Source organism: Allofrancisella guangzhouensis (assembly GCF_000815225.1).
GTDB lineage: Bacteria > Pseudomonadota > Gammaproteobacteria > Francisellales > Francisellaceae > Francisella > Francisella guangzhouensis.
Map to the genome: position 1 here is coordinate 1,563,743 of NZ_CP010427.1, position 20,418 is coordinate 1,584,160.

Sequence of the window (20,418 nt, forward strand, 5' to 3'; positions counted from 1 at the left end):
TTTCCTGCACTATTCAACTGTTACAGATTTAGCTAGGTTTCTAGGTTGATCGACGTCTGTACCCTTGATAATAGCCACATGATATGAAAGAAGTTGTAGTGGTATAGTAAACACAACTGGAGCACTAAAATCACTGCCCGTATCTATTTCTAACACTATACTATTATCAAAGCTAACTTTATCTTTTATTGCTTTATCAACAAAAAGGATAAGTTTACCTCCTCTAGCATGAACTTCTTGAAGATTAGATAAAGTTTTATCCAATAACTCATCATTAGGAACTACCGCCACAATAGGCATATTCTTATCAACTAATGCTAAAGGACCATGCTTTAATTCTCCCGAAGGGTAAGCTTCAGCATGTATATAAGATATTTCTTTTAGTTTAAGTGCTCCCTCTATAGCTATCGGAAAATACAATCCTCTGCCTAAAAATATCGTATGCTCTTTATCTGCAAAATATTCACTTATCTCATCAATTTCAGAGTCTAGCTTAAGAGCCCCTAAGACTAAAGCTCTAATATTTTTTAACTCCTGCGTATACTGTGATAATCTAGCATCTGAAAGTTTTCCTTTTAACCTAGCCATAACTAATGCAAATAAAGCTAAAGCTACTAACTGAGTAGTAAAAGCTTTCGTAGATGCTACACCAATTTCAACTCCTGCTTTAGTCATAAAAATAATATCTGACTCACGAACAAGAGAGCTATTTGGCACATTACATATACACATACTACCTATGTAATCTTGTTTTTTACTTTTTCTTAGTGACTCTAGGGTATCAGCTGTTTCTCCAGATTGTGAAATACTCACAAATAAAGATCCATCGACTACAACGTTATCACGATACCTAAGCTCACTAGCAATCTCTACACTACATGGAATTTTAGCGTATTTCTCTATCCAATATTTTGCTATTAAACCAGCGTTGTAACTAGTACCACAAGCAACTATACAGATATGTTTTGTTTTCTCAAAAAGAGTTTGAGTTTGTTTATTGAAATTTTCTAAATAAATTTCACCATCATCACTAAGGCTTGAGGTAATGGTATTTGATATTGCTTCTGGCTGTTCATATATTTCTTTAAGCATATAATGTTTATAGCCATCTTTTGATGTGCTCATAGAAGAATAGTTATATTCTTCTACTTCAAGATTTTTAGGTATCCCTCGACTATCAAACACCTCTATATTATCCCGAGAAATTATCGCAATATCTCCTTCATCGAGGTAAGAAAATTTATTAGTAACTGGAAGCAATGACAAAGCATCTGATGAAATAAAATTCTCATCAATGCCTACACCTATAACCAATGGGGACCCTGAACGAACAGCTACAATTTTATCAAGGAACTTCTGTGAAATTATAGCTAGAGCATAAGCTCCTTTTAACATTGAAACGGTATGTTTTATATTTTCTATTATAGTCTTATTATCACTCCACTCTCTGTCTAGTAAGTGTGCTACTACCTCTGTATCAGTATCTGATTTAAAGGCATAACCTTCAGCAATTAGAGACTTTTTTAATTCAGAAAAATTTTCTATTACACCATTATGGACTATACAAAAATTATTTGATGCATGAGGATGAGAATTAGCTTTAGATGGCTTACCATGAGTTGCCCAACGAGTATGAGCGATACCTATATTACCTTTAAAATCACCTAAGGCATGAACTGATCTTTCAAGCTCTATAACTTTTCCAACTTCTTTACATACGTCTATTTTATTATTTATTACAGCAAGACCTGCTGAATCATAACCACGATATTCTAGCTTTCTAAGCCCTTCGATCAAAATATTTGTTACATTTCTAGTTGAATTTGCTCCGACTATTCCACACATAAATTAAATATACCTTATGATTTTTTTATCTTACTTAATAACTTTTTTAACAGGTCTTTCCCATGTATCTATATGACGCTGTCTAGCTCGTGAAATAGCTAAATTATCAGCAGGCACATCTTTAGCTATCGTTGATCCTGCTCCTATTGTAGCTCCATGACCTATATTTACAGGTGCTATAAGTTGTGAGTCTGAACCTACAAAAACATAATCCCCAATTGTTGTTTTATGTTTATTTGCTCCATCATAGTTACAAGTAATTACCCCTGCACCAATATTACAATTTTGCCCTATCTCACTATCTCCAAGATACGTAAGGTGTGAAGCCTTTGATCCCTTACCAAGAGTAACTTTTTTAATTTCAACGAAATTACCAATAACTGCTTCTTCTTTAATATCACACTCAGGTCGTACACGAGCAAAAGGCCCAATTATCGCACCATTTCTAACAATAGAGCCATCTATCATACTATTTGCTTTTATCTTAACATTATCTTCAATGGTACAGTTTTTAAGTATACAATTAGCTCCAATAACAACATTATTGCCTAATTTCACATTTCCTTTAATTATTACATTTATATCTAACCAACAATCTTTACCAACTTCTAAGTTACCCCTAACATCAAATCTATTTGGATCGGCAATACTTACACCTTGTGCCATAATTTTTTCGGCTACATTTCTCTGCCACACTCTTTCCAGATTTGCCAATTGAGCTCTATCATTAACACCTAAGATTTCAAATTCTTCTATAGGGTGGGTAACGTTTATAGAAACCGAATCATTTTTTGCAAATGTGACTATATCTGTCAAATAATATTCCCCCTGGGCATTATTTGATTGTAGCTTAGGTAACCATTTTTGTAATAAGCTTTTATGAACACAGTATATACCTGTATTAATCTCTTTTATTTGACGTTGAACGTCATTAGCATCTTTTTCTTCGACTATACCAGTCACAGCTCCAAACTTATCTCTTATAATACGCCCTAATCCAGATGGGTTTTCTACAAAAGCTGTTAAAACACCTAAATCATGTTTATGAGTGGTGCTTACTAAATTGTCTAAAACTTCTGTCGAAATAAGTGGCACATCTCCATAAAGTATCAAAACTTTCTCATCTTGTAAGTATGGCAGTGCTTGCAATACAGCATGACCTGTACCTAACTGCTCAGCCTGATGCACGAAAGTGATATTTTTATTAGTAAGTGTTTGTTCAATTTGCTCTTTTAAATGTCCATTTACTATTACAATATTCGTAGGGTTTAACTTTTCTACTGACTCGACAACATGCTGTATCAATGGTTTAGAAGCCAAAGTTTGTAATACTTTAGGCTTGTTTGAATTCATTCTAGACCCTTTGCCTGCTGCTAAGATCACTACTGATAAGCTCATAAAATCTCCTTTATAATATCTTTCCACATTGTTCTAATAATATTGTAATTATTTGATAATGGTCCTCAAACATTTTATCATGCATACTTTCTACTACAGACTTTGTATCAATCCATTTTGCAACTTTAGCATCATCTGCCGGTGCTATATTTGGTAACCTACTACACCCTTCTAACACAAATAAACCAACGTGTGTAATAGTTTGACCTCTTATAGAACGTGATGGATAATCAAATACAAAATTTCCTCTATTAGCTAAAGCTAATTGTTCAGTAGAGACATTTACATTTGTTTCTTCATACAACTCTCTAACTATTGCTTGCGCGATGAGCTCCCCATGATCCAAGAATCCTCCAGGCAATGCCCATAAATTCTTGCCTGGAGACTGCTTTCTTTGAATAAGTAAAATATGACCATTTACCACAACTAAAGCATCTACAGTTACAAATATAGGTTTATGTGGCGCAAATGCCCATTTAGCTTTATAATCTACCACTAGCTGATTTTCTTCTTTTAAAAGACTATACTGATCAGTGAGCATAAATTCACATAATATTTTGTGAGCACCATGTTTAGGGTTATCACAACACATGTATTCTGCTAAAATATTGCCTTTATAATATTGTTTCCTAAAATCTGTCGCATTATAGTTTTTATAATTATCAACAGATAAGTAATCCCATTCACTGAAACTTTTTAAATAATAACTTGATGCATCCTTTTGATGTCCTACAACTACTATACTATCACTAAAGCTAGCATGTTTATTTACATTAGCACGTAAATCATTCTCCCATTTTTGCTCCTGATAGTAATAATCAGCCAAAGGCTCTATTTTTACTAAACTTAAATCAATACCTAAAATATCTAAATCACTTTCTATCATCTGCTTTCTTTGCTCAAAAGAAAATGGATTTTTTATGTTAGACGCGCAAAAAGAGCTACCGACATTTATTATTATTCTTTTGCTAAGCGATAGAGCTTTCAAAATATTATGCAAATGCCCTTTATGAAAAGGCTGAAAACGCCCTATAAATACTGCTACATCATACATTATATTTGCCTATGTGCTTAAAACTTGAGGTGTGGCGTCACTATTGTAGACCTGACTACCTGATGGTGCTGTCATATTAATATAGTCATCTTGGTTTTCAACATTATTAGTATCTTCTTGTTTACTTTTTTGAATAGTTCTATCATAAGATCCAAAGCCTATTGAGCTTATTGCCCCTGCTAGACCACCCAAACTAGACTTACTATTTGATGATTCCGTTAAGCTTGTTGGCTTTAATGAGTTTGAAGTCACACTAACTTGAGCAGCTTTTGCTAGATTAATATTATCCTGGCTTTTTAATAACTGGTTATTTAAAGCTTTACGGACTTGGTTTAATAATCCAACTTCCTGATCTACATAGTTATCCGCCAAAGTTTTACCATCCGCGTTAAACACTGCTGGCACAGTTACTAAACTTGATAATTCATCAATTTTACGTATTTTTATAATAAAAACTAAATTTTGTGTATTATCTTTAACTGTTATAATATGACCAGATAAGACCTTATCCTCTGAAGATGAAATTTCATAAGGCTCTGAATGGCTTTTAAAATAATCTTCCAACAAATTAATAGTTACTGGCAACGGTTCACGAAATACTAACTTAAGTGCTCCTTTATCGTCATAAACCACACTAATAGATATCCTAGAAATCTGATCAGCCACTATCTTACTCATATCAAATTTATCATCATAGTTTGGTGGCAACATTCCTTTTTCTGCTTCTTCGATCTGAGACTTAGCAAAAGTATTTTCACCATCTGGTAATGCAAACTTAGGCTCTATTAACTCACCATTTAAACCAGCAGGTATTTTTAAGGAAGGTTTTTCAACTACCTCTACTCGAGCATAATCAAGCTTTCTATTTCTAAAAGGGGAACCTTCTACAGTATCTGATAAGCTTTCATAAGAAAAATCATTCTCAACCTGATTCATCGAGCAATCTTGTAGCAAAGTAACAAAACCTACCAAAACTACTATTTTGGCTATTTTTTTCATTGTTTAACACTAATTAACTTAACAAAATTTGTTAGTTAAATATTATAACACAGTGCTATACTTAAATATAATAAAAAGCTTAGCGTGTAAGATAATATAGGAAGGTTATGAAAGATTTTTTATTTATATTTGTGCAATATGTTTTACCTCATGGTTTCATATCACGTTTAGTAAGTAGACTAGCTAATTCAAGAAATAAATTTATAAAAAACTATCTAATAAATGTAATCGTTAAAAAATTCAAAATAAACTTACAAGAGGCAAAATACTCTGAAATTGACAAATATAGTTCTTTTAACGATTTTTTTACACGAGAATTAGCGGATGAAATTAGACCTCTAGAAGATAATCCTAAAATTATCAGCTCTCCAGCTGATGGCGTAATAAGCCAATTTGGACAAATAAATAATAAAATTCTTATACAAGCTAAAGGAAAAACTTTTTCTCTTAATAAACTTATAGCTAATAGCTCCAGAACTAACTTTACTAAATTTGCGACTATATATTTATCACCTCGTGATTACCATCGTGTACATATGCCTATCGACGGAAGACTAACTAAAATGGTTTACATACCTGGAAAATTATTTTCTGTAAATAAGCTCACTACCGAAAAAATAGATGATATTTTTGCTAAAAATGAAAGATTAGTTTGCTATTTCGATACTACAATAGGAGAAATTGCTGTGATATTTATTGGAGCATTATTAGTTGCTGGAATTGAAACTGTTTGGCATGGTAAGCTAGCTCCTAATTACTATAATGAAGTACAAACTTGGTTGTATAACAATCATAAGTATAACCTCGAGTTTAAAAAAGGAGACACATTAGGATGGTTTAACTTTGGTTCAACTGTAATACTACTGATGCCGAATGATAATATTAATTTCAAACTTGAGGAAAACAATACATCTATCAAAGTTAATCAAGGTTTAGCCTTTATTGCTGAATAAAGTTTCATATTAATCCAGAAACGACTAAAAATATTTGAGGCGCTTACTTTTTGTGATTTGCATTTATTAATGTAAGCTTCTTCACTTTGGTTTTCTCTTAACTCATTCTCCTGGGCTCTAAACCTAGCAGGTAATTTAATATCAAATCTTTTTGCCCATTTTCTAATAGTTACATGCTTAAACCCAAGTACTTTTTCAGCGTCTAAATAACTAAGTCCTTGTTTTTGACATTTTAACAATACCTCTTCGGCTGAACAATTAAATCTATCCTTAATTACCAATTCAAAATTCCCTGTATATTGATTTGCCATAAATAAGTCCCCCTTACACTTAAGCTTTATTGCTATTACACCCTCTTATAAATACCAACATTACTAAAATAGTATAGGTCTTTGTTTGATATTACAGACTATTCAGGAGTGGCTACAACTTTTTATACAGCAAATCTTACAGTTTAATTTTAATGATAAAATTAAATAATTTTTAAGGTAATAAAAATTATACTATGGTTAATAACATCCAAGTATACTAACTTACAAGTAACTTGATATGTTTATAGGGATAAAATTTAGGGTAAACTTTAGAATGACTACTATTTTTCTACATAACTCCATCGAGTTGGCTATACTTTACGCCATAAAACAAATTAAAATTTACCATCTTTTTCAACATGTCAAAAATTTTAACTAACTTTAAATAAATAAATAGCTTTTTAGTATTTTATACTATTTAAAAGCAAGTAAAAAAACTATACTTAAGGAATTTCTTAGCCAATAGGGATAAGTCCTACTAGGTAAGTTTTTTGTACACAATCATTTTTATCTAGATATTTGGCACCATTTGCGTCAGTTTTAGTTGGACATTGATTACTTGTAACACATGATGTTAATGCTATAAAGCATAAAATAATTATTGCTAGTTTTTTCATAAATACTCTCCGCTACTTAGCTACTTGTTGCTGAGCAGACTGGTCATCTGCAGGTAATGGTTGATAAGTTGATACGCATGAAGCTAATATGCTAGCTATTAAAACAATCGTTGTAATTTTCTTCATAATACAATCCCTTATAGTTTGGTTAATTTTGATAAGGATATTAACAAAAATCCCACACACACTTTATTTATACCATATAAATTATATGTACTCAACACTTCAATTACTTTTTAAAAAGGTATTTATCTATCAATTTAGATATATTAGAAAATCTACTTGAATCGTTTGTTATAGCATACTCCCATATTTCTTTATCAGAAACAATTGTAACAGCTGACTTAGCTCTAGTTACTCCAGTATAAATTAGTTTATTTGAAATAATTTTATTTACTTTTTGTGGCAATACCATCATTACTTCATTAAATTCAGAACCTTGAGTTTTGTGTACTGTCATTGCATATGCTGTTTCATGTTTAGGCAGCAAGAATATATTTATTTTTTTAAACTCAGTATTTGAAACTTCAAAATAAACTTCCCCATCATAAACTAAGCCAACATCGCCATTAAAAACACCAAAAATATAGTTATTTTCTGTTACCATAATTGGTTTGCCATTATAATAATCGGTATCTTGCTTACCTAAAATATTTACTATTTTTTTATTAAGGTTGTCTACCCCTATGTGAGTGCTTTTATTAGCCAACAGTATTCTGAAAGATTTTAAAATTTCAAAAGACTTTTTAACATTTTCACAAACCATAAGTTTGAAATAATATTTATGGACAAAACGAGATAATACTTTATCTAACTCACTAAGAAGATGGAAGTTTATTGAGTTATAAGCATCAGTTTTAGGATACAAGTTTTTAATATCTTTACTAATTATACTCTTAGCGAAGTCTGAAATCTCTTTATTCGAGCGATAATTTTTTTGCAAGTATACGATAAACTCATTAATCAATGTAAAATCATAGTAATCAGTTAGTTGACTAATAACCTTTTTAGTCTCATTAACACTATCACTACTACTTTTAACATTAGTAAACTCTGCCAATAAATTACCAGCTTCTACTGAAGGTAGCTGATTAATATCTCCAATCAAGATAAGTTTACAGTCAGGTTTAATTGCACGAAGAATTTTCACAAACAAACCTATATCTAGCATAGATGCTTCATCAATAATTAAAGCATCACAATCAGCTTGATTCTCTTTATAATACCTAAGTTTAGTAGAATTATTTCGAAAACCTAAAAACCTATGTATGGTCATAATCTCTATATTAGTATTAGAACTAAATTGGTCTAAATCTAACGATTCTATTAGTCTATTGGTTGCTTTGCCAGTTGGAGCTAGTATTCGAACAATTAACTTAGAATTTGAACTGGTGTATCCTAAGGCACATAGAAGTTTCATAATAGTAGTAGTTTTACCTGTACCAGGACCTCCAGAGATAATACTAAAGCTTCTAATAAGACTATTTGCCACCGCAATTTTCTGGTAGTTAATAACTTCAAAATTATCAAATATTTCCTCTAATATTTTTTTAGCTTTTAGCAAATCTAAGCTTTTAATATTCAATTTTAACCTACTGGATATAACTTCTGCGATTTCGTTCTCGTATAACCATAATCTCCTAAAATATAAACAGCCAAATTTATAAGCTATAGGAAATTCTTTACTAGTAAAATTCAAACTTTCAATTTTTTGCTGGAGTTCAGATAAACTACCAAAATTATATCCAACTTTAGGCACATCTTGCCAAGCTTCAGACCATAGTGTTTGATTAGCCACCTCAGCTAAATCTAAACAACTATGTCCTTGCCTATAACTCTCACTTAATGCAATTAAAATATGAAAAATATCAGAATCGTCATTATCTAAAAATTCTGAAATTTCTTTGGCAAGAAAATAGTCTATAGCCTCAATATCAAATAGGTAGTGCCGACAATCTCTTAGGTTCTTATAAGCCACTCTAATCTCCAAATAAGCCATCTAAAGCTAATACAGTCTGCTTTTCTAGAACAGTGTTATAAACACCAAAGCCGTCTTTAAAACCTCGCAAATAGAAATAATAAACTCCCCCAAAATGTTTATCGAAATCATAAATTTCTAAATTTTGTCGCAAAAAACGATGTAGGGCTACGCTATATATCAAATACTGCAAATCATACATGCTTTGTTGGTTTTTTACTTTCATCGCTTCTTGGTTGTAATTACTGATTTTATCACCAAGATAATTTGATTTATAATCAGCAATATAAAAACGACCGTCATGTTCAAATATAAGGTCTATAAACCCATGCAACATCCCAAACAATCTTTGAAAGCCATACCCTAAATCAACCGTGTTTCTATGCTCAGCCAAAATTTGATAAATATCTTTCTTAAATAACGATACATTAGTTACAGGCAGATAAAACTCAGCTTCTCTTAAAGTTTTTTCCATCGATAGGTTTTTCAGCTGAAAATAACTATCACTCTTATATAAGTCTGGAATATCTGCTTGCATAATTTCATTTAGCCAAGTTTTTAGATGATCAAACTCAGACTCATCTATAACTTTATAAATCAACATTTGCTCTTTTATCAATCGCTCATCCAAAGGCTTACTAAAATCACTTAACTCAAGAATATTATGTAGTAAATTACCAGTATCAGCCCCTTTAGCAGCCCTAAATCTTAACTCTAAACTAGTATTGTCATTCTTATCATCTTCTTTTACTTCATCAATTTTAAAATCTAAGGGCTGTTCATATTGGGCATGTGTTGGTCTGGTAATACTTGAAAATGACATTAACTGCCAATCTTTTTCAACCTTTTTTGTGAATCTTTTTGCTACAAGCTTATCCAACTCTATAGAGCTATTCCTAGATTTATATTTAATAAAATCAATCTTATCGAAGGTTATTAACTCACTATAATTATTTGGATTATTCGTCAATTTTTGAATTTTATCTTTCCAACTATCAATTTCTGTATAGTCCAAAAATTTCGCTAATGGACTGCTTTGTGAGTTTTTAAAATTAGCAACCCCGAGATAACACCTATTAACTGCTCTAGTAACTGCCACATATAGAAGCCTCATAGCTTCTTCTAACTCCTGTAATCGTATATTTTCTGTAACTAACTGATCCTCGCCAATTTGATAGTAAGTTTTCTTAAGCATACTAACTTTGTTTATAGGTGAACTTTTTTCTAGTTTAGTATCACTCGCAAATGGCACAAAAACTACAGAATATTCAAGACCTTTAGAACCATGAATAGTAACTACTTTTATTAATTTTTCATCGCTTTCTAGCCTAAGCTCTGTTTGACTTGAAGAATTCTGGTTATATATTTGTTTTTCCAACCAGTTAATAAGCTGATTTTTCGATTTATACCTGTTCTCAGCTATCTTTATTAACTCTGCCAAATGTAAGATATTTGTAAGTATTCTCTCTTTGTTAGATTCCCGGATAGCAAAATCATTATGCAAAAGCTCCATAATTAAAGCCATAACACCCTGAGTAAACCATATTTGTCTTAAATATCTGGCTCTTTGTGCTGCTTGTTGCCATTTTGACCCTGTATCAAGGTTTCTATAATCTAAGAAATCATCTATTGTTTTACCGAAAAATGCTGTAGCTAAAGCTTGCTTTAGAAGTTTTTGATCTTGATAGTTGTTAAGACCTTTTAATAAATTAAATAACTGACAAGCTTCTTCTGTAGCATAAATATTGCTTCTTTCACTCAAATATACTGAACTAAGACCAAACTCCTTTAAGTTTTCCGTAATAAGTTTTGCTTGATTTGAATTTTGTACCAATATAGCTATATCTTGCTCTTGGACTGTTTGAGTTTTTAGTAATTTCACGATCTCACTTGCTGTCCATTTTGCAAGCTTTAATCTTAAATCCTCTGTCGTTAGATTTTTTTCGGAGTCATTAGACTTTGGATCATAAATAAAATAGTTAATTGCTGCTAAGTTATCATTAAAATTTCTATCATCTAAATTTTTGGCAGATTTCGTTATTTGATAACCAATACCTTGACTAAAAACATCTTCTTTATAATCTTGAGATTCCGGCAAAATATCACTCTTATAAAATAGTCTATTATAAGCTGCTACTATTTGACTAGTAGAACGCCAATTTGTGTCCATTGTCCAAATGTATTTTGCACTTTGCTTAGCTCTCAAATAAGTGTAAATGTCACCTCCTCTAAATCTATAGATAGCTTGTTTAGGATCACCTATCATCACTAAAAACATTTCTTCGTTTTCAAGAGGGTAAATAGCATCCAATATTTCATATTGTTGATTATCAGTATCTTGAAACTCATCGATTAGTGCTACGGGATAATCTTTTCGTAAAAACAATGCTAACTCTTGCGAATTTTTTAGAGAATCTCGCAACTTTATAATTAAATCATCAAAATCCAAAATAGCATTCTTAGCTTTAAGTTTTTTAAAATCTTCTCTAATATCCAAACAAATCTGTTTTGCTAAAACATACGCTTTAAAAACCTGTTTATAAGCGTCACTATCCTTAATTTCTTTATTATATTTATCTCTAAGTGCTTTTAAATTAAAAAAAATCGGCTCAAACTCTTCTTTCAAATTTCTATAACGATTACCATTTACAAAAGTCGAAAGCTCTTTAGGAACACTAGTTAATTTATAACTTAAACACCATTCTTTTATAGTGTTCCATTCTTGTTCTCTTTCACTCTTCTTATTATGATTATTTACTAATTTCTCAAATATAAAATCACTATGAATAGAAACCTCTTCAAAAACTTTTAATCTCTCTTTGTATAACTGTTTTTCAACATCTTCAAATGACAAAACCTCAATTTCATTACTAGAAAGTATAACCTCTTTAAAACCTTTAGAGTTTTGACTTGACCCGTTTATAAATCTTTCTGGGGTATGCCAATTTATAGATCTAAGGAGACTAAATTTCTCCGCGTTAGAGTTAATATATTTGCGAAAATATTCCCGTGTAGCTTCTAACAACAGATCAGAAGTGTCAACTTCCATAGATACATCTATATCCATACCACTTGAAAAAGCCTGCTCACTTAACACTTTTTTACAAAAACCATGAATGGTAAAAATAGCAGCCTCATCAATTTCTAAAAGTGCTTTTTTAAGATGTTTATATTCTGAAAAGTTAGTATCATAAGTTGTTAACTTTTCTCTAATCTTACTTTCCACCCTACCAATAATTTCTTGAGTAGCGTCCTTAGTAAATGTCATTACAAGGATATTTTTAGGTAAAAGACTTTTCTCCAATAATAAGCGAATATATAGTTCTGTAATGTTATAAGTTTTACCAGTACCTGCACTAGCTTCTATAATATGGCGACCAACTAAAGGTATTTTTTTTATATCTAATGGTTGCATAAATGAGCATTGTCCCTCTTAAGTTTCTTTAAATATCTTACAGCTTCATATTTACCCCAACAAGTATTATAATTCTTTTAACATTTAAAAATAATTATTAATTATGGATCTAAATCAACTACTCTTAACTATTTTAATGGCTGGTATTCCCTTAATTTTCGCTATAACAATGCATGAAGCTGCTCATGGTCTTATAGCAAAACTACGCGGTGATAATACAGCTTATATGCTTGGTCGAGTTACTCTTAATCCTGTACCTCATATAGACCCTATAGGCACAATTTTGGTTCCTGGACTTATGCTCTTATCCTCACTTACTACTGGATTTCCTTTTATTTTTGGTTGGGCCAAACCCGTACCTGTTGATTACAGTAAGCTTAAAAACCCTCGTTCGGATATGGCTTTAGTTGCTCTAGCTGGACCCATGACAAACTTTCTAATGGCTTTACTTTGGGCTTTAGTTGCCAAATACGTAACGTTACATCCTTATTTCCAAAGCATGGCTTTATATGGTGTAATGATAAATGTGGTTTTAATGGTATTAAATTTGCTACCAATTCCACCCCTAGATGGCAGTAAAGTCATTTCAGCATTCTTACCGCCTAATGTAGCCTACAAATATAATAGTTATCAACGTTATGGTTTTATTATTCTTCTATTACTAATTATCATCCCATTTGCTGGCTCAAATCTTTTATTCTATATTATGGGCCCATTTATTACTGGCATCATAGAGTTTATACAGATAGTTGTTTTTTAAATGTTACACAAAGGTATTTACTGAGACTTACCAAGAAGAGCATATTGACATTTTATAATTTTTAATTAAAATTTAACAAAAATATTTTTTAATAATTAAAAATGAGTATTATTGAAATTTTAGATGTATAAAATAACGTTTCAAAAATTATTAATAAATCCATGTCTGGTTTAGATTGTGAACACAACCCAAATCGTGATTTTTTATTATCTATGGCAACAAAATCAAGGATAAAACAATATAATGATCATTATATTCCCACAGGTATAAAAGCTCATATTATAGATTCAAAGCTAAATCATATCAGACGGTATGTAACGTACAATGAAAACGAAGGTCAATATATTGTAACTGATAATAATTATTATAATTTAATTAGGCAATACGGTGTTGGAAATTGTGACGAACAGAGTCATTTTCTGATACATGAATTAAAAAATAACCCTAATTATCATTTCAAGTTAAATGGTTCAAATAAAAACTTGCCTTGTACGTAAGGTCAGTTAAATAATCCTAGATATAGTTGCGTCTTTACCAATATTTACTAATGTGAACTCTCCTAGAATAAGTTTTTTACTTAACATATGTATAACTGCCATTGTAAATAACTAAAAATAAAATTGTTAATGAAACTTAGTTTAAGCATATAATTTAACTTTAGGCTTTTGCTTAGACCATATTTTAGCTATACTTGGCAATATTAACACTATTTTTTAAAGATTATCAACTAGTAATGCGTATATTAAATAAGATAACAGCAGGTTTTATCATTATTACACTAACGAATACACTAGCTCAAGCAGAAACGGAAGTTTACTCATGGAGAGCTGAAAATGGAAATGTTGTTTTTTCCGAAACAAAGCCATCTGAAGATATTGACTACAAAATAATTAATGTAGGTCAACCTACAGTCGTTGATACAAAATCACCCGAAGATTCTAAAGGTGATGAAGTTGTTAAGATTGAGCAAAATGACATACAAAAATTAAATAATTCTCAACTTGCCGAAGAAAATAAGCAGGTTCTTAAAGAAAACCAAAATGACTTAGATATACAAGTAACCTCACCGGCTGATGAAGCAAACATATTTACAAAGGAAACTTATATACCTATAAAAACAAATCCTGCTCTTACAGCTAACGATAAACCTACATTTATAGTTAATGGTAACTCTGTGTCAGCAAGTTTTGAAAACGGATATTGGCAAATTGCTAGACCTACACCCGGAAAAAATGAGATTATTATATCTGGTCAAACAGCTGATGGTAGAAATATTAATCAAGTTACTGATTCTGTTTTCTACATCAAAAATGGTTGGTTACAACAATCTAAAAATACTGGAAACTAACTTATCTGAAACTATACAAATAATTTTACTCATTCAGAATAACTGCGATATAGCAGGTGTAGTTTAAGATGTATCTACTTTAGGTATCTATTATTCAAATGTTTATAATTATCTTTAATTTCTTTCCATTTGCTCAAAAGAGCAGTTGTTTTCACATTAAATTCATTTATGGTATATCCATGGTTCATCAGTGAGAAATGAGTAGCACTGGATAGTAAATCTAAATCATAAAATTCATTGCCTATCATCAAAGAAATACGAGAGTTACTAGCATGGCAAGTTAATTGATCTATATGACCTACAATTTGCTTAACTTGATTATTTTTTACATAAAAGTTTAATTTGCATTCATTTGCATTATAAGTAAAGAAAGAACCTACATTATTCCTTGAATTTACAATAACAATATCATTTGGATCTATTATGATATTAAATTTTTGATAATTAATAAATAGAGTTGAACCTTTAATATTTACAACTTGGTAATTATTATCTATAGTTGTAATTTTTAATTTCTCGTCTAGAGGAATTAGGCTGATTTTTTTAATGGATTGATACATTTTATGTAATGAAAATAATATAGGAGAATAATAAAAAGGTAAAAACCTGTCTCCCATAGACATCAGATTTTTGTTATAGCTCTCAAAATCTGGAATTTCAATACCAAGCTTATTACAAATAGATTTGATATTATAATGCATATTAAAATCACTCAAGTACTCATCTGGTAATCCAATCATATGACCAAATTCATGTGCAGCAATTGGAAAATCTTGATAAGAATCTTTATGCTTAACATTAATATTACTTCTATCCCCAATTATTATTTTAGGTAATATATTTAGTGCTTCTTTGTAAGCAACATTAGGATAAACATTCTCTTGTTTAATACGTTGGTATAAATCTGAATTATTATAGACAGTTATTGGATAAAACTCATAACATCCTTTGTTTGCATAATTTGTTAATTCTCGGATAAGATCATCTTCACTACTAATTTGCAAAATAGATTGTAACTTAGTTTTTGAATAATGAGTTATAGTTGAAGTGTTTGACCATCGTCCAAAAGCTAGCTTGTATCCTATATTCATAGCTATGTTTTTAGTAGAATAACTTGAATCTAATGCTCCTGAGTATAATACTACATTTCCATTATAACCATTAACATAAGAACGTCCTGAGGCCATATTTTTAACTAAAATATTCCAACAATCTTTTTGTATTCCTGGATCAGCTTCAATAACTCTAAATATAGGAGTAAGATTTTCGCCATCTATATTTATAGTAAATCTACGTGACCAATTAGATTCTATGGTATTCTTCCAATTATTCTTAAACTTTTCTTCTGATTTAATAGGAGAAAGGATAGACCATCCTCTCTCAAATTTCCAATTAACATATAGTGTAACGTAAAGAATATTTGACTCTTTTCTAAGATGATATTTTTTTGTTGTGAAATTACCCTCTGCATATTCTTTTTTTATCAATATAGCCATTAAAACACTCCATTTATATTGACGTAAACTAACTATAACAATCAAGTAAAACTCTAGACAAATTAAATCATACTTTTTAACCAAACTCCTTATTTAATCAATAGTCTTTCTAATCGAAAAATTTTGGAATGAAGCTACGCTTTAGTTCGCTATCGAGTTTGATGAGAGAATTCTGAAGTTTATGCAAGTGAATTTACACAGTTAGATGGAAAGGCTCTATTCCCACCTAACTTCTATAAATTTTTCTTGGTTTTTTTCCTTCAAATGTTTTAAATTAGGGCATTTATTTGTATGAATCACAACTCCCTTTGAGACACTCATATACCCTTCAATTCGATCTGGATACATAGGTTGACAACATTTTGCAAACTCATATTTCATACCGTCAAACCCCGAGACTAGAACTTTCATACTCTCTGAATTTTGTAGCGGGCTTTTTTTAGTTTGCTGTTTTTTTATTAGTTTCTCCTCAGCAGAATAAGTATCGATTATGTAGTTGACTATACTTTTTATACGTATACTACCATTTTCAATAGCCGCAAATAAACTATCAGCCAGTTGCATATTAAATTTATTAGCAACCTCAACAAAATTTATCTCCTTAAGATCATAACCTTTAAGCTCTTTTAAAAGCCTATCTTTACCAAGTGCTACGTTATCTTCTTTATTTTGCTCATTAAACCACTTTATAACTCTTGATCTGTTGCGAGCTGAAGTTAGGTACCCTAAGTTTTCAGATGCCCAGTCTTTACTAGGATTTGGCTCTTTTTGAGTTAGTATCTCTACTCTATCTCCTGTAGCCAGCTTAGTAGTTAAAGGTACAATTTTGTCATTTAATTTAGCCCCTTTTGTACGATGCCCTACCATAGTGTGGACAGAATATGCAAAGTCTAATACTGTTGATCCTTCCGCTAAATCTATAAGTTCATTAGCCGGTGTGAATACATATACCCGTCTATTTAATTCTTTGGATATTTTACTGATATCTTCATTAATTTCTTTTTCCCACTCAAGAAGTGATCTAAGCCAAGCTACCCTTGCCTCATAAGAAGCATCAAACTTAACTCCTTCTTTGTAACGCCAATGTGCTGCAAAACCAAGTTCAGACTCTTCGTGCATTTTATGTGTTCTAATTTGTATCTCAAGATTTTGCCCATAAGCATTAACAACTGTATGTATAGATTTATACCCATTAGACTTAGGGCTTACTATATAATCACTAAACTCCTCAGGTATTGGTGAATATAGATCATTTACTTCTGCTAACACTTTATAGCACTCGTCAATGTTATTTGCTACGACTCTAATTGCTGTAATGTCAAAAAGCTTATCTATATCTTTATAGCCTTTATTTTTTAACTTCTTATATATACTATATATGTGTTTAACTCTACCTTGGACTCCTGCATCTAAGTTATATTTTTTCAATATGGTTTTTAGCTCTTCTGTAACTCTATATAAAAAATCCTCTCTTTGCTTACGAGTAGCCCCTAAACTTTTTGCAATCTGTTTATACTGTTGCGGTTCTAGAAAAAAGAAAGCTCTATCCTCTAGCTCCCATTTTATAGCACCTAAACCTAATCTATTTGCTAATGGTGCATATACATCTAAAGTCTCTCTAGCTATAATTTGCTGAGTTTTATGACTCAAAGACTTTAAATGTCGGATAGTGCATAATTTATCAACTATCTTTACTAAAACTATTCTGACATCTTCTATAATAGTCAAAAGCATTTTTCTAAATGTATCTATTTGCTCAAGGGATATACTATCTGAACGATATATTCTGATAGCAGACATTTTACGTGTGCCTTGCAAGATTTTTAATACAGTATAGTTACAAGTCTCTGCTACTCCTTCATCACTAACATCGCCAAAATTGTATAACTCATAAAGAATACCTGCAGCAACTGACTCTTCATCTGCTCTGATTTTAAAAAGTATATAAGCAATTTCTATAGCATATAAAAATGAACTAATACCTGTTGGGTGACGCGCTGAATCTGCACTTTTTACTTTTAACAATTCTAGCGCTGAACCTATAAGCTCAAACTTACCACCAGAATAAAAATTCTTTAGCTCTGTAATTAAAGCTTGATCATTTATCTGACCATCACTATCAAGTAATTTCGAATCAATAACTTGCATAAACACCATTCTTATCTAAAAAAGTACAAAGTTAATCTATAAGCCGGGTTCTGTAGTAAACAGCCATTTATCTAGGCTTGCTGTCACCAACAAGCTCAAGCGACCTACCCTGCTACAATGCGAGCAACATTATAGTAGCACTATTTGGTCTTGCTTTAGATGGGGTTTGCAATGCCATTGAATGTTACCACCAATGCGGTGTGCTCTTACCACACCTTTTCACCCTTACCTTTTACAAGGCGGTATATTTTCTGTTGCACTTTCCGTAGGCTCACGCCTCCCAGACGTTATCTGGCATCTTGCTCTATAAAGCCCGGACTTTCCTCACCTACTATAAATAAAACACAATAAACAAACTACAAAAAAACTACAGCTTATTATAATCAAAATGTTTTCTAATAGTAAAGCGCGACTGTCCGACTAACTTTGTAACTTTATTAGCCTTGCCTAAGCTTAGCTAATTCAATCATGGTATTAGATTTTACAGAATTATATTCCTCCTGCAAAGTAACTATCTTAGCATTATAAGCTTTTTTTATCTTTATAAGCTCAGATCCGAGGTTTATTCTATCGTTATTTAGCTTTTTTCTATAATCATTGTACTGTTCTTGTAGCTGGATCCTATCGTATCTAACAGCCTGTATAAGCTTAAACAACTCTACTATGTCATTTGGATATTCATTTAGCCTATCAATACTAAAACTTTCTTGAGCTTGATGATTACAATCATTAAATTGATCACTGTGCTCCATATCAAAACTTGGTTTCTTCATAAGGATATATAAGACTTAAATTTAATAAAATTATATGTGTGCCAATCTACCAAAAGCTACCAATAATTGCAATGCAATAATAGCTATTCCCGATAGTAATATAATAACAAGATATAACTTACTTAGCAAAAGGTTTCTTAATTCTCTATTTCTAAGTATCCAAACCATAATAGCAGGCTGAATAATCAACAAAAAAGCTACAAAAATACTAGCGTAACCAAGAGCAGCTATAAAGCTGTTAACAAAGTATATAGCGAAAATCAATGGTGGAGCTAACGTTATAACTAATGCTAACAATTTCTGAGATTTTTTAGAAAAATCAAGCTTATATAAATCCTTATTGAAAGAAAATAATGCTAGCGTAACCCCCAGAAATGAAGTTATAACGGCAAAATTTTCAAAGAGCTGAATAAATAATAAAGGTTTAGTTTGTCCCAACTCTCTATATGCTTGTGCTAAAGTTTGGGATTTGTTACTTAAGTCAATAAAACCATTAGTATCATATAAATTAACTGTGCCTAAAGTAGTAATAATCCAAACCATATATACTAGTAAAGGGGTTAACGCTCCTATAGCTACTGTTTTTTTGAATACCTTGTCATTAACAAAGTAGTTCCTAATAGAAGGAATAACTATATGAAAACCGAAAGATGTTACTAATATTGGAATAGCAAACCAGGCGTACTCAACACCTAAAGTTTTATTTTCTAATAAAGAACTTTTGATCTCAGGAGTAACAAAAACTACAAATAGTACAAACGCTAAAATTTTCAGACTCAAGAACAACTCATTAACTCGGAAAACAACTCGTACACCCTTGAATATAAAAAAACCAAAAACCGTACAAAATACGAACTTTGCAATATTACTATCAGTTATTCCACACAAGCTAAATACATAGGTTTGAAAAAGTTGTCCTCCCATAAATATATAAGCTGTAAGTAAAGAATATAACAACAATAAGTAGAATAAAAAGTTCAGTATTCTGCCAAACCTACCTAATAAATTGTAGGTTATAGAATCCATATCTGTACCTAAAGGTTGTGATGTATTAGCCTCAACCATAAGCATAGCTGTAGCAAACATAATAATCCAAACTAAAAATAGTAATGCTATAGCGTAGTTAAAACCAACAGCCGCCACAGCAAATGGTATACCAAGCATTCCTGCGCCAACTGCTGTACCAGCTATTATAGCTATTGCGCCTAATTGTTTTACGATAGAAACTTCTTTCATGATTATCCCAAACGCTATCCAAACGTCAAATTATAACAACAAATAACTAATGTCACTAACAAAATCCAGCTATAAAACTTGTATTTA

16 protein-coding genes and 1 other RNA gene are annotated in these 20,418 nt (G+C 31.1%); 4 read left to right on the plus strand and 13 right to left on the minus strand.

The features are described from left to right. Window positions 1-9: 9 nt before the first annotated feature. The 4 genes from glmS to SD28_RS07315 are packed head-to-tail and all read right to left on the minus strand — an operon-like array spanning window position 10 to window position 5,296. On the minus strand, window positions 10-1,845 hold the full coding sequence (gene glmS / locus SD28_RS07300; protein ID WP_039125505.1) for a glutamine--fructose-6-phosphate transaminase (isomerizing): 1,836 nt from the start codon (window positions 1,843-1,845) through the stop codon (window positions 10-12). Between the two features lie 30 nt (window positions 1,846-1,875). Continuing rightward, complete coding sequence (gene glmU / locus SD28_RS07305; protein ID WP_039125507.1) at window positions 1,876-3,243, minus strand: bifunctional UDP-N-acetylglucosamine diphosphorylase/glucosamine-1-phosphate N-acetyltransferase GlmU; 1,368 nt, start codon at window positions 3,241-3,243, stop codon at window positions 1,876-1,878. A 10-nt stretch (window positions 3,244-3,253) separates the two neighbouring features. Further along, window positions 3,254-4,297, minus strand: a complete 1,044-nt coding sequence (locus tag SD28_RS07310; RefSeq protein WP_039125509.1) for a bifunctional nicotinamide-nucleotide adenylyltransferase/Nudix hydroxylase — start codon at window positions 4,295-4,297, stop codon at window positions 3,254-3,256. A 9-nt stretch (window positions 4,298-4,306) separates the two neighbouring features. Continuing rightward, on the minus strand, window positions 4,307-5,296 hold the full coding sequence (locus tag SD28_RS07315; protein ID WP_039125511.1) for a hypothetical protein: 990 nt from the start codon (window positions 5,294-5,296) through the stop codon (window positions 4,307-4,309). Between the two features lie 107 nt (window positions 5,297-5,403). On the opposite strand from SD28_RS07315, the gene asd reads away from it, so the two are divergent. Next, window positions 5,404-6,249, plus strand: coding sequence for an archaetidylserine decarboxylase (asd, locus tag SD28_RS07320; RefSeq protein ID WP_039125513.1), 846 nt, complete (start codon window positions 5,404-5,406; stop codon window positions 6,247-6,249). Here the strand turns inward: asd and fevR are convergent. The 4 genes from fevR to recB all read right to left on the minus strand — a co-directional run bounded on the left by fevR (window position 6,222) and on the right by recB (window position 12,570). Continuing rightward, window positions 6,222-6,560, minus strand: coding sequence for a transcriptional regulator FevR (gene fevR / locus SD28_RS07325; protein ID WP_039125515.1), 339 nt, complete (start codon window positions 6,558-6,560; stop codon window positions 6,222-6,224). The two genes, asd and fevR, sit on opposite strands and share 28 nt — an antisense overlap. Window positions 6,561-7,015: 455 nt before the next feature. Continuing rightward, window positions 7,016-7,177: a hypothetical protein gene (locus SD28_RS08165; protein ID WP_169742485.1), complete on the minus strand. Its 162-nt coding sequence runs from the start codon at window positions 7,175-7,177 to the stop codon at window positions 7,016-7,018. 229 nt (window positions 7,178-7,406) lie between these two features. Continuing rightward, entirely contained in the window at window positions 7,407-9,155 is a 1,749-nt protein-coding gene (recD, locus tag SD28_RS07330) for an exodeoxyribonuclease V subunit alpha (protein WP_157698645.1), read from the minus strand. 1 nt (window position 9,156) lies between these two features. Further along, window positions 9,157-12,570 carry an exodeoxyribonuclease V subunit beta gene (gene recB / locus SD28_RS07335; RefSeq protein ID WP_052251904.1) on the minus strand — a complete coding sequence of 1,138 codons (3,414 nt, stop codon included), beginning with the start codon at window positions 12,568-12,570 and terminating at the stop codon, window positions 9,157-9,159. 103 nt (window positions 12,571-12,673) lie between these two features. Here recB and SD28_RS07340 point away from each other — a divergent pair, with 103 nt between their 5' ends. The 3 genes from SD28_RS07340 (at window position 12,674) to SD28_RS07350 (ending at window position 14,678) form a co-directional block, all read left to right on the plus strand. Next, on the plus strand, window positions 12,674-13,330 hold the full coding sequence (locus tag SD28_RS07340; RefSeq protein WP_039125517.1) for a site-2 protease family protein: 657 nt from the start codon (window positions 12,674-12,676) through the stop codon (window positions 13,328-13,330). Between the two features lie 161 nt (window positions 13,331-13,491). Then, window positions 13,492-13,827 carry a hypothetical protein gene (locus SD28_RS07345; RefSeq protein WP_039125519.1) on the plus strand — a complete coding sequence of 112 codons (336 nt, stop codon included), beginning with the start codon at window positions 13,492-13,494 and terminating at the stop codon, window positions 13,825-13,827. A 236-nt stretch (window positions 13,828-14,063) separates the two neighbouring features. Continuing rightward, window positions 14,064-14,678, plus strand: a complete 615-nt coding sequence (locus SD28_RS07350) for a DUF4124 domain-containing protein (RefSeq protein ID WP_039125521.1) — start codon at window positions 14,064-14,066, stop codon at window positions 14,676-14,678. A 74-nt stretch (window positions 14,679-14,752) separates the two neighbouring features. On the opposite strand, the gene SD28_RS07355 is transcribed toward SD28_RS07350, so the two are convergent. The 5 genes from SD28_RS07355 to SD28_RS07370 all read right to left on the minus strand — a co-directional run bounded on the left by SD28_RS07355 (window position 14,753) and on the right by SD28_RS07370 (window position 20,331). Next, window positions 14,753-16,174: a hypothetical protein gene (locus tag SD28_RS07355; RefSeq protein WP_039125524.1), complete on the minus strand. Its 1,422-nt coding sequence runs from the start codon at window positions 16,172-16,174 to the stop codon at window positions 14,753-14,755. Between the two features lie 216 nt (window positions 16,175-16,390). Next, the gene (locus tag SD28_RS07360; RefSeq protein ID WP_039125526.1) at window positions 16,391-18,322 is read right to left on the minus strand and encodes a RelA/SpoT family protein; all 1,932 of its coding nucleotides are present in this window, start codon (window positions 18,320-18,322) and stop codon (window positions 16,391-16,393) included. A 23-nt stretch (window positions 18,323-18,345) separates the two neighbouring features. Then, window positions 18,346-18,750: RNase P RNA component class A (gene rnpB / locus SD28_RS07835), an RNA gene on the minus strand. A 9-nt stretch (window positions 18,751-18,759) separates the two neighbouring features. Then, a complete protein-coding gene (locus SD28_RS07365) occupies window positions 18,760-19,074 on the minus strand; it encodes a hypothetical protein (protein ID WP_407636830.1) in 315 nt (104 codons plus the stop codon). A gap of 51 nt (window positions 19,075-19,125) precedes the next feature. Then, window positions 19,126-20,331 (minus strand): amino acid permease, encoded by a 1,206-nt coding sequence (locus tag SD28_RS07370; protein WP_039125530.1) that lies wholly within the window; start codon window positions 20,329-20,331, stop codon window positions 19,126-19,128. Window positions 20,332-20,418 lie beyond the last annotated feature (87 nt).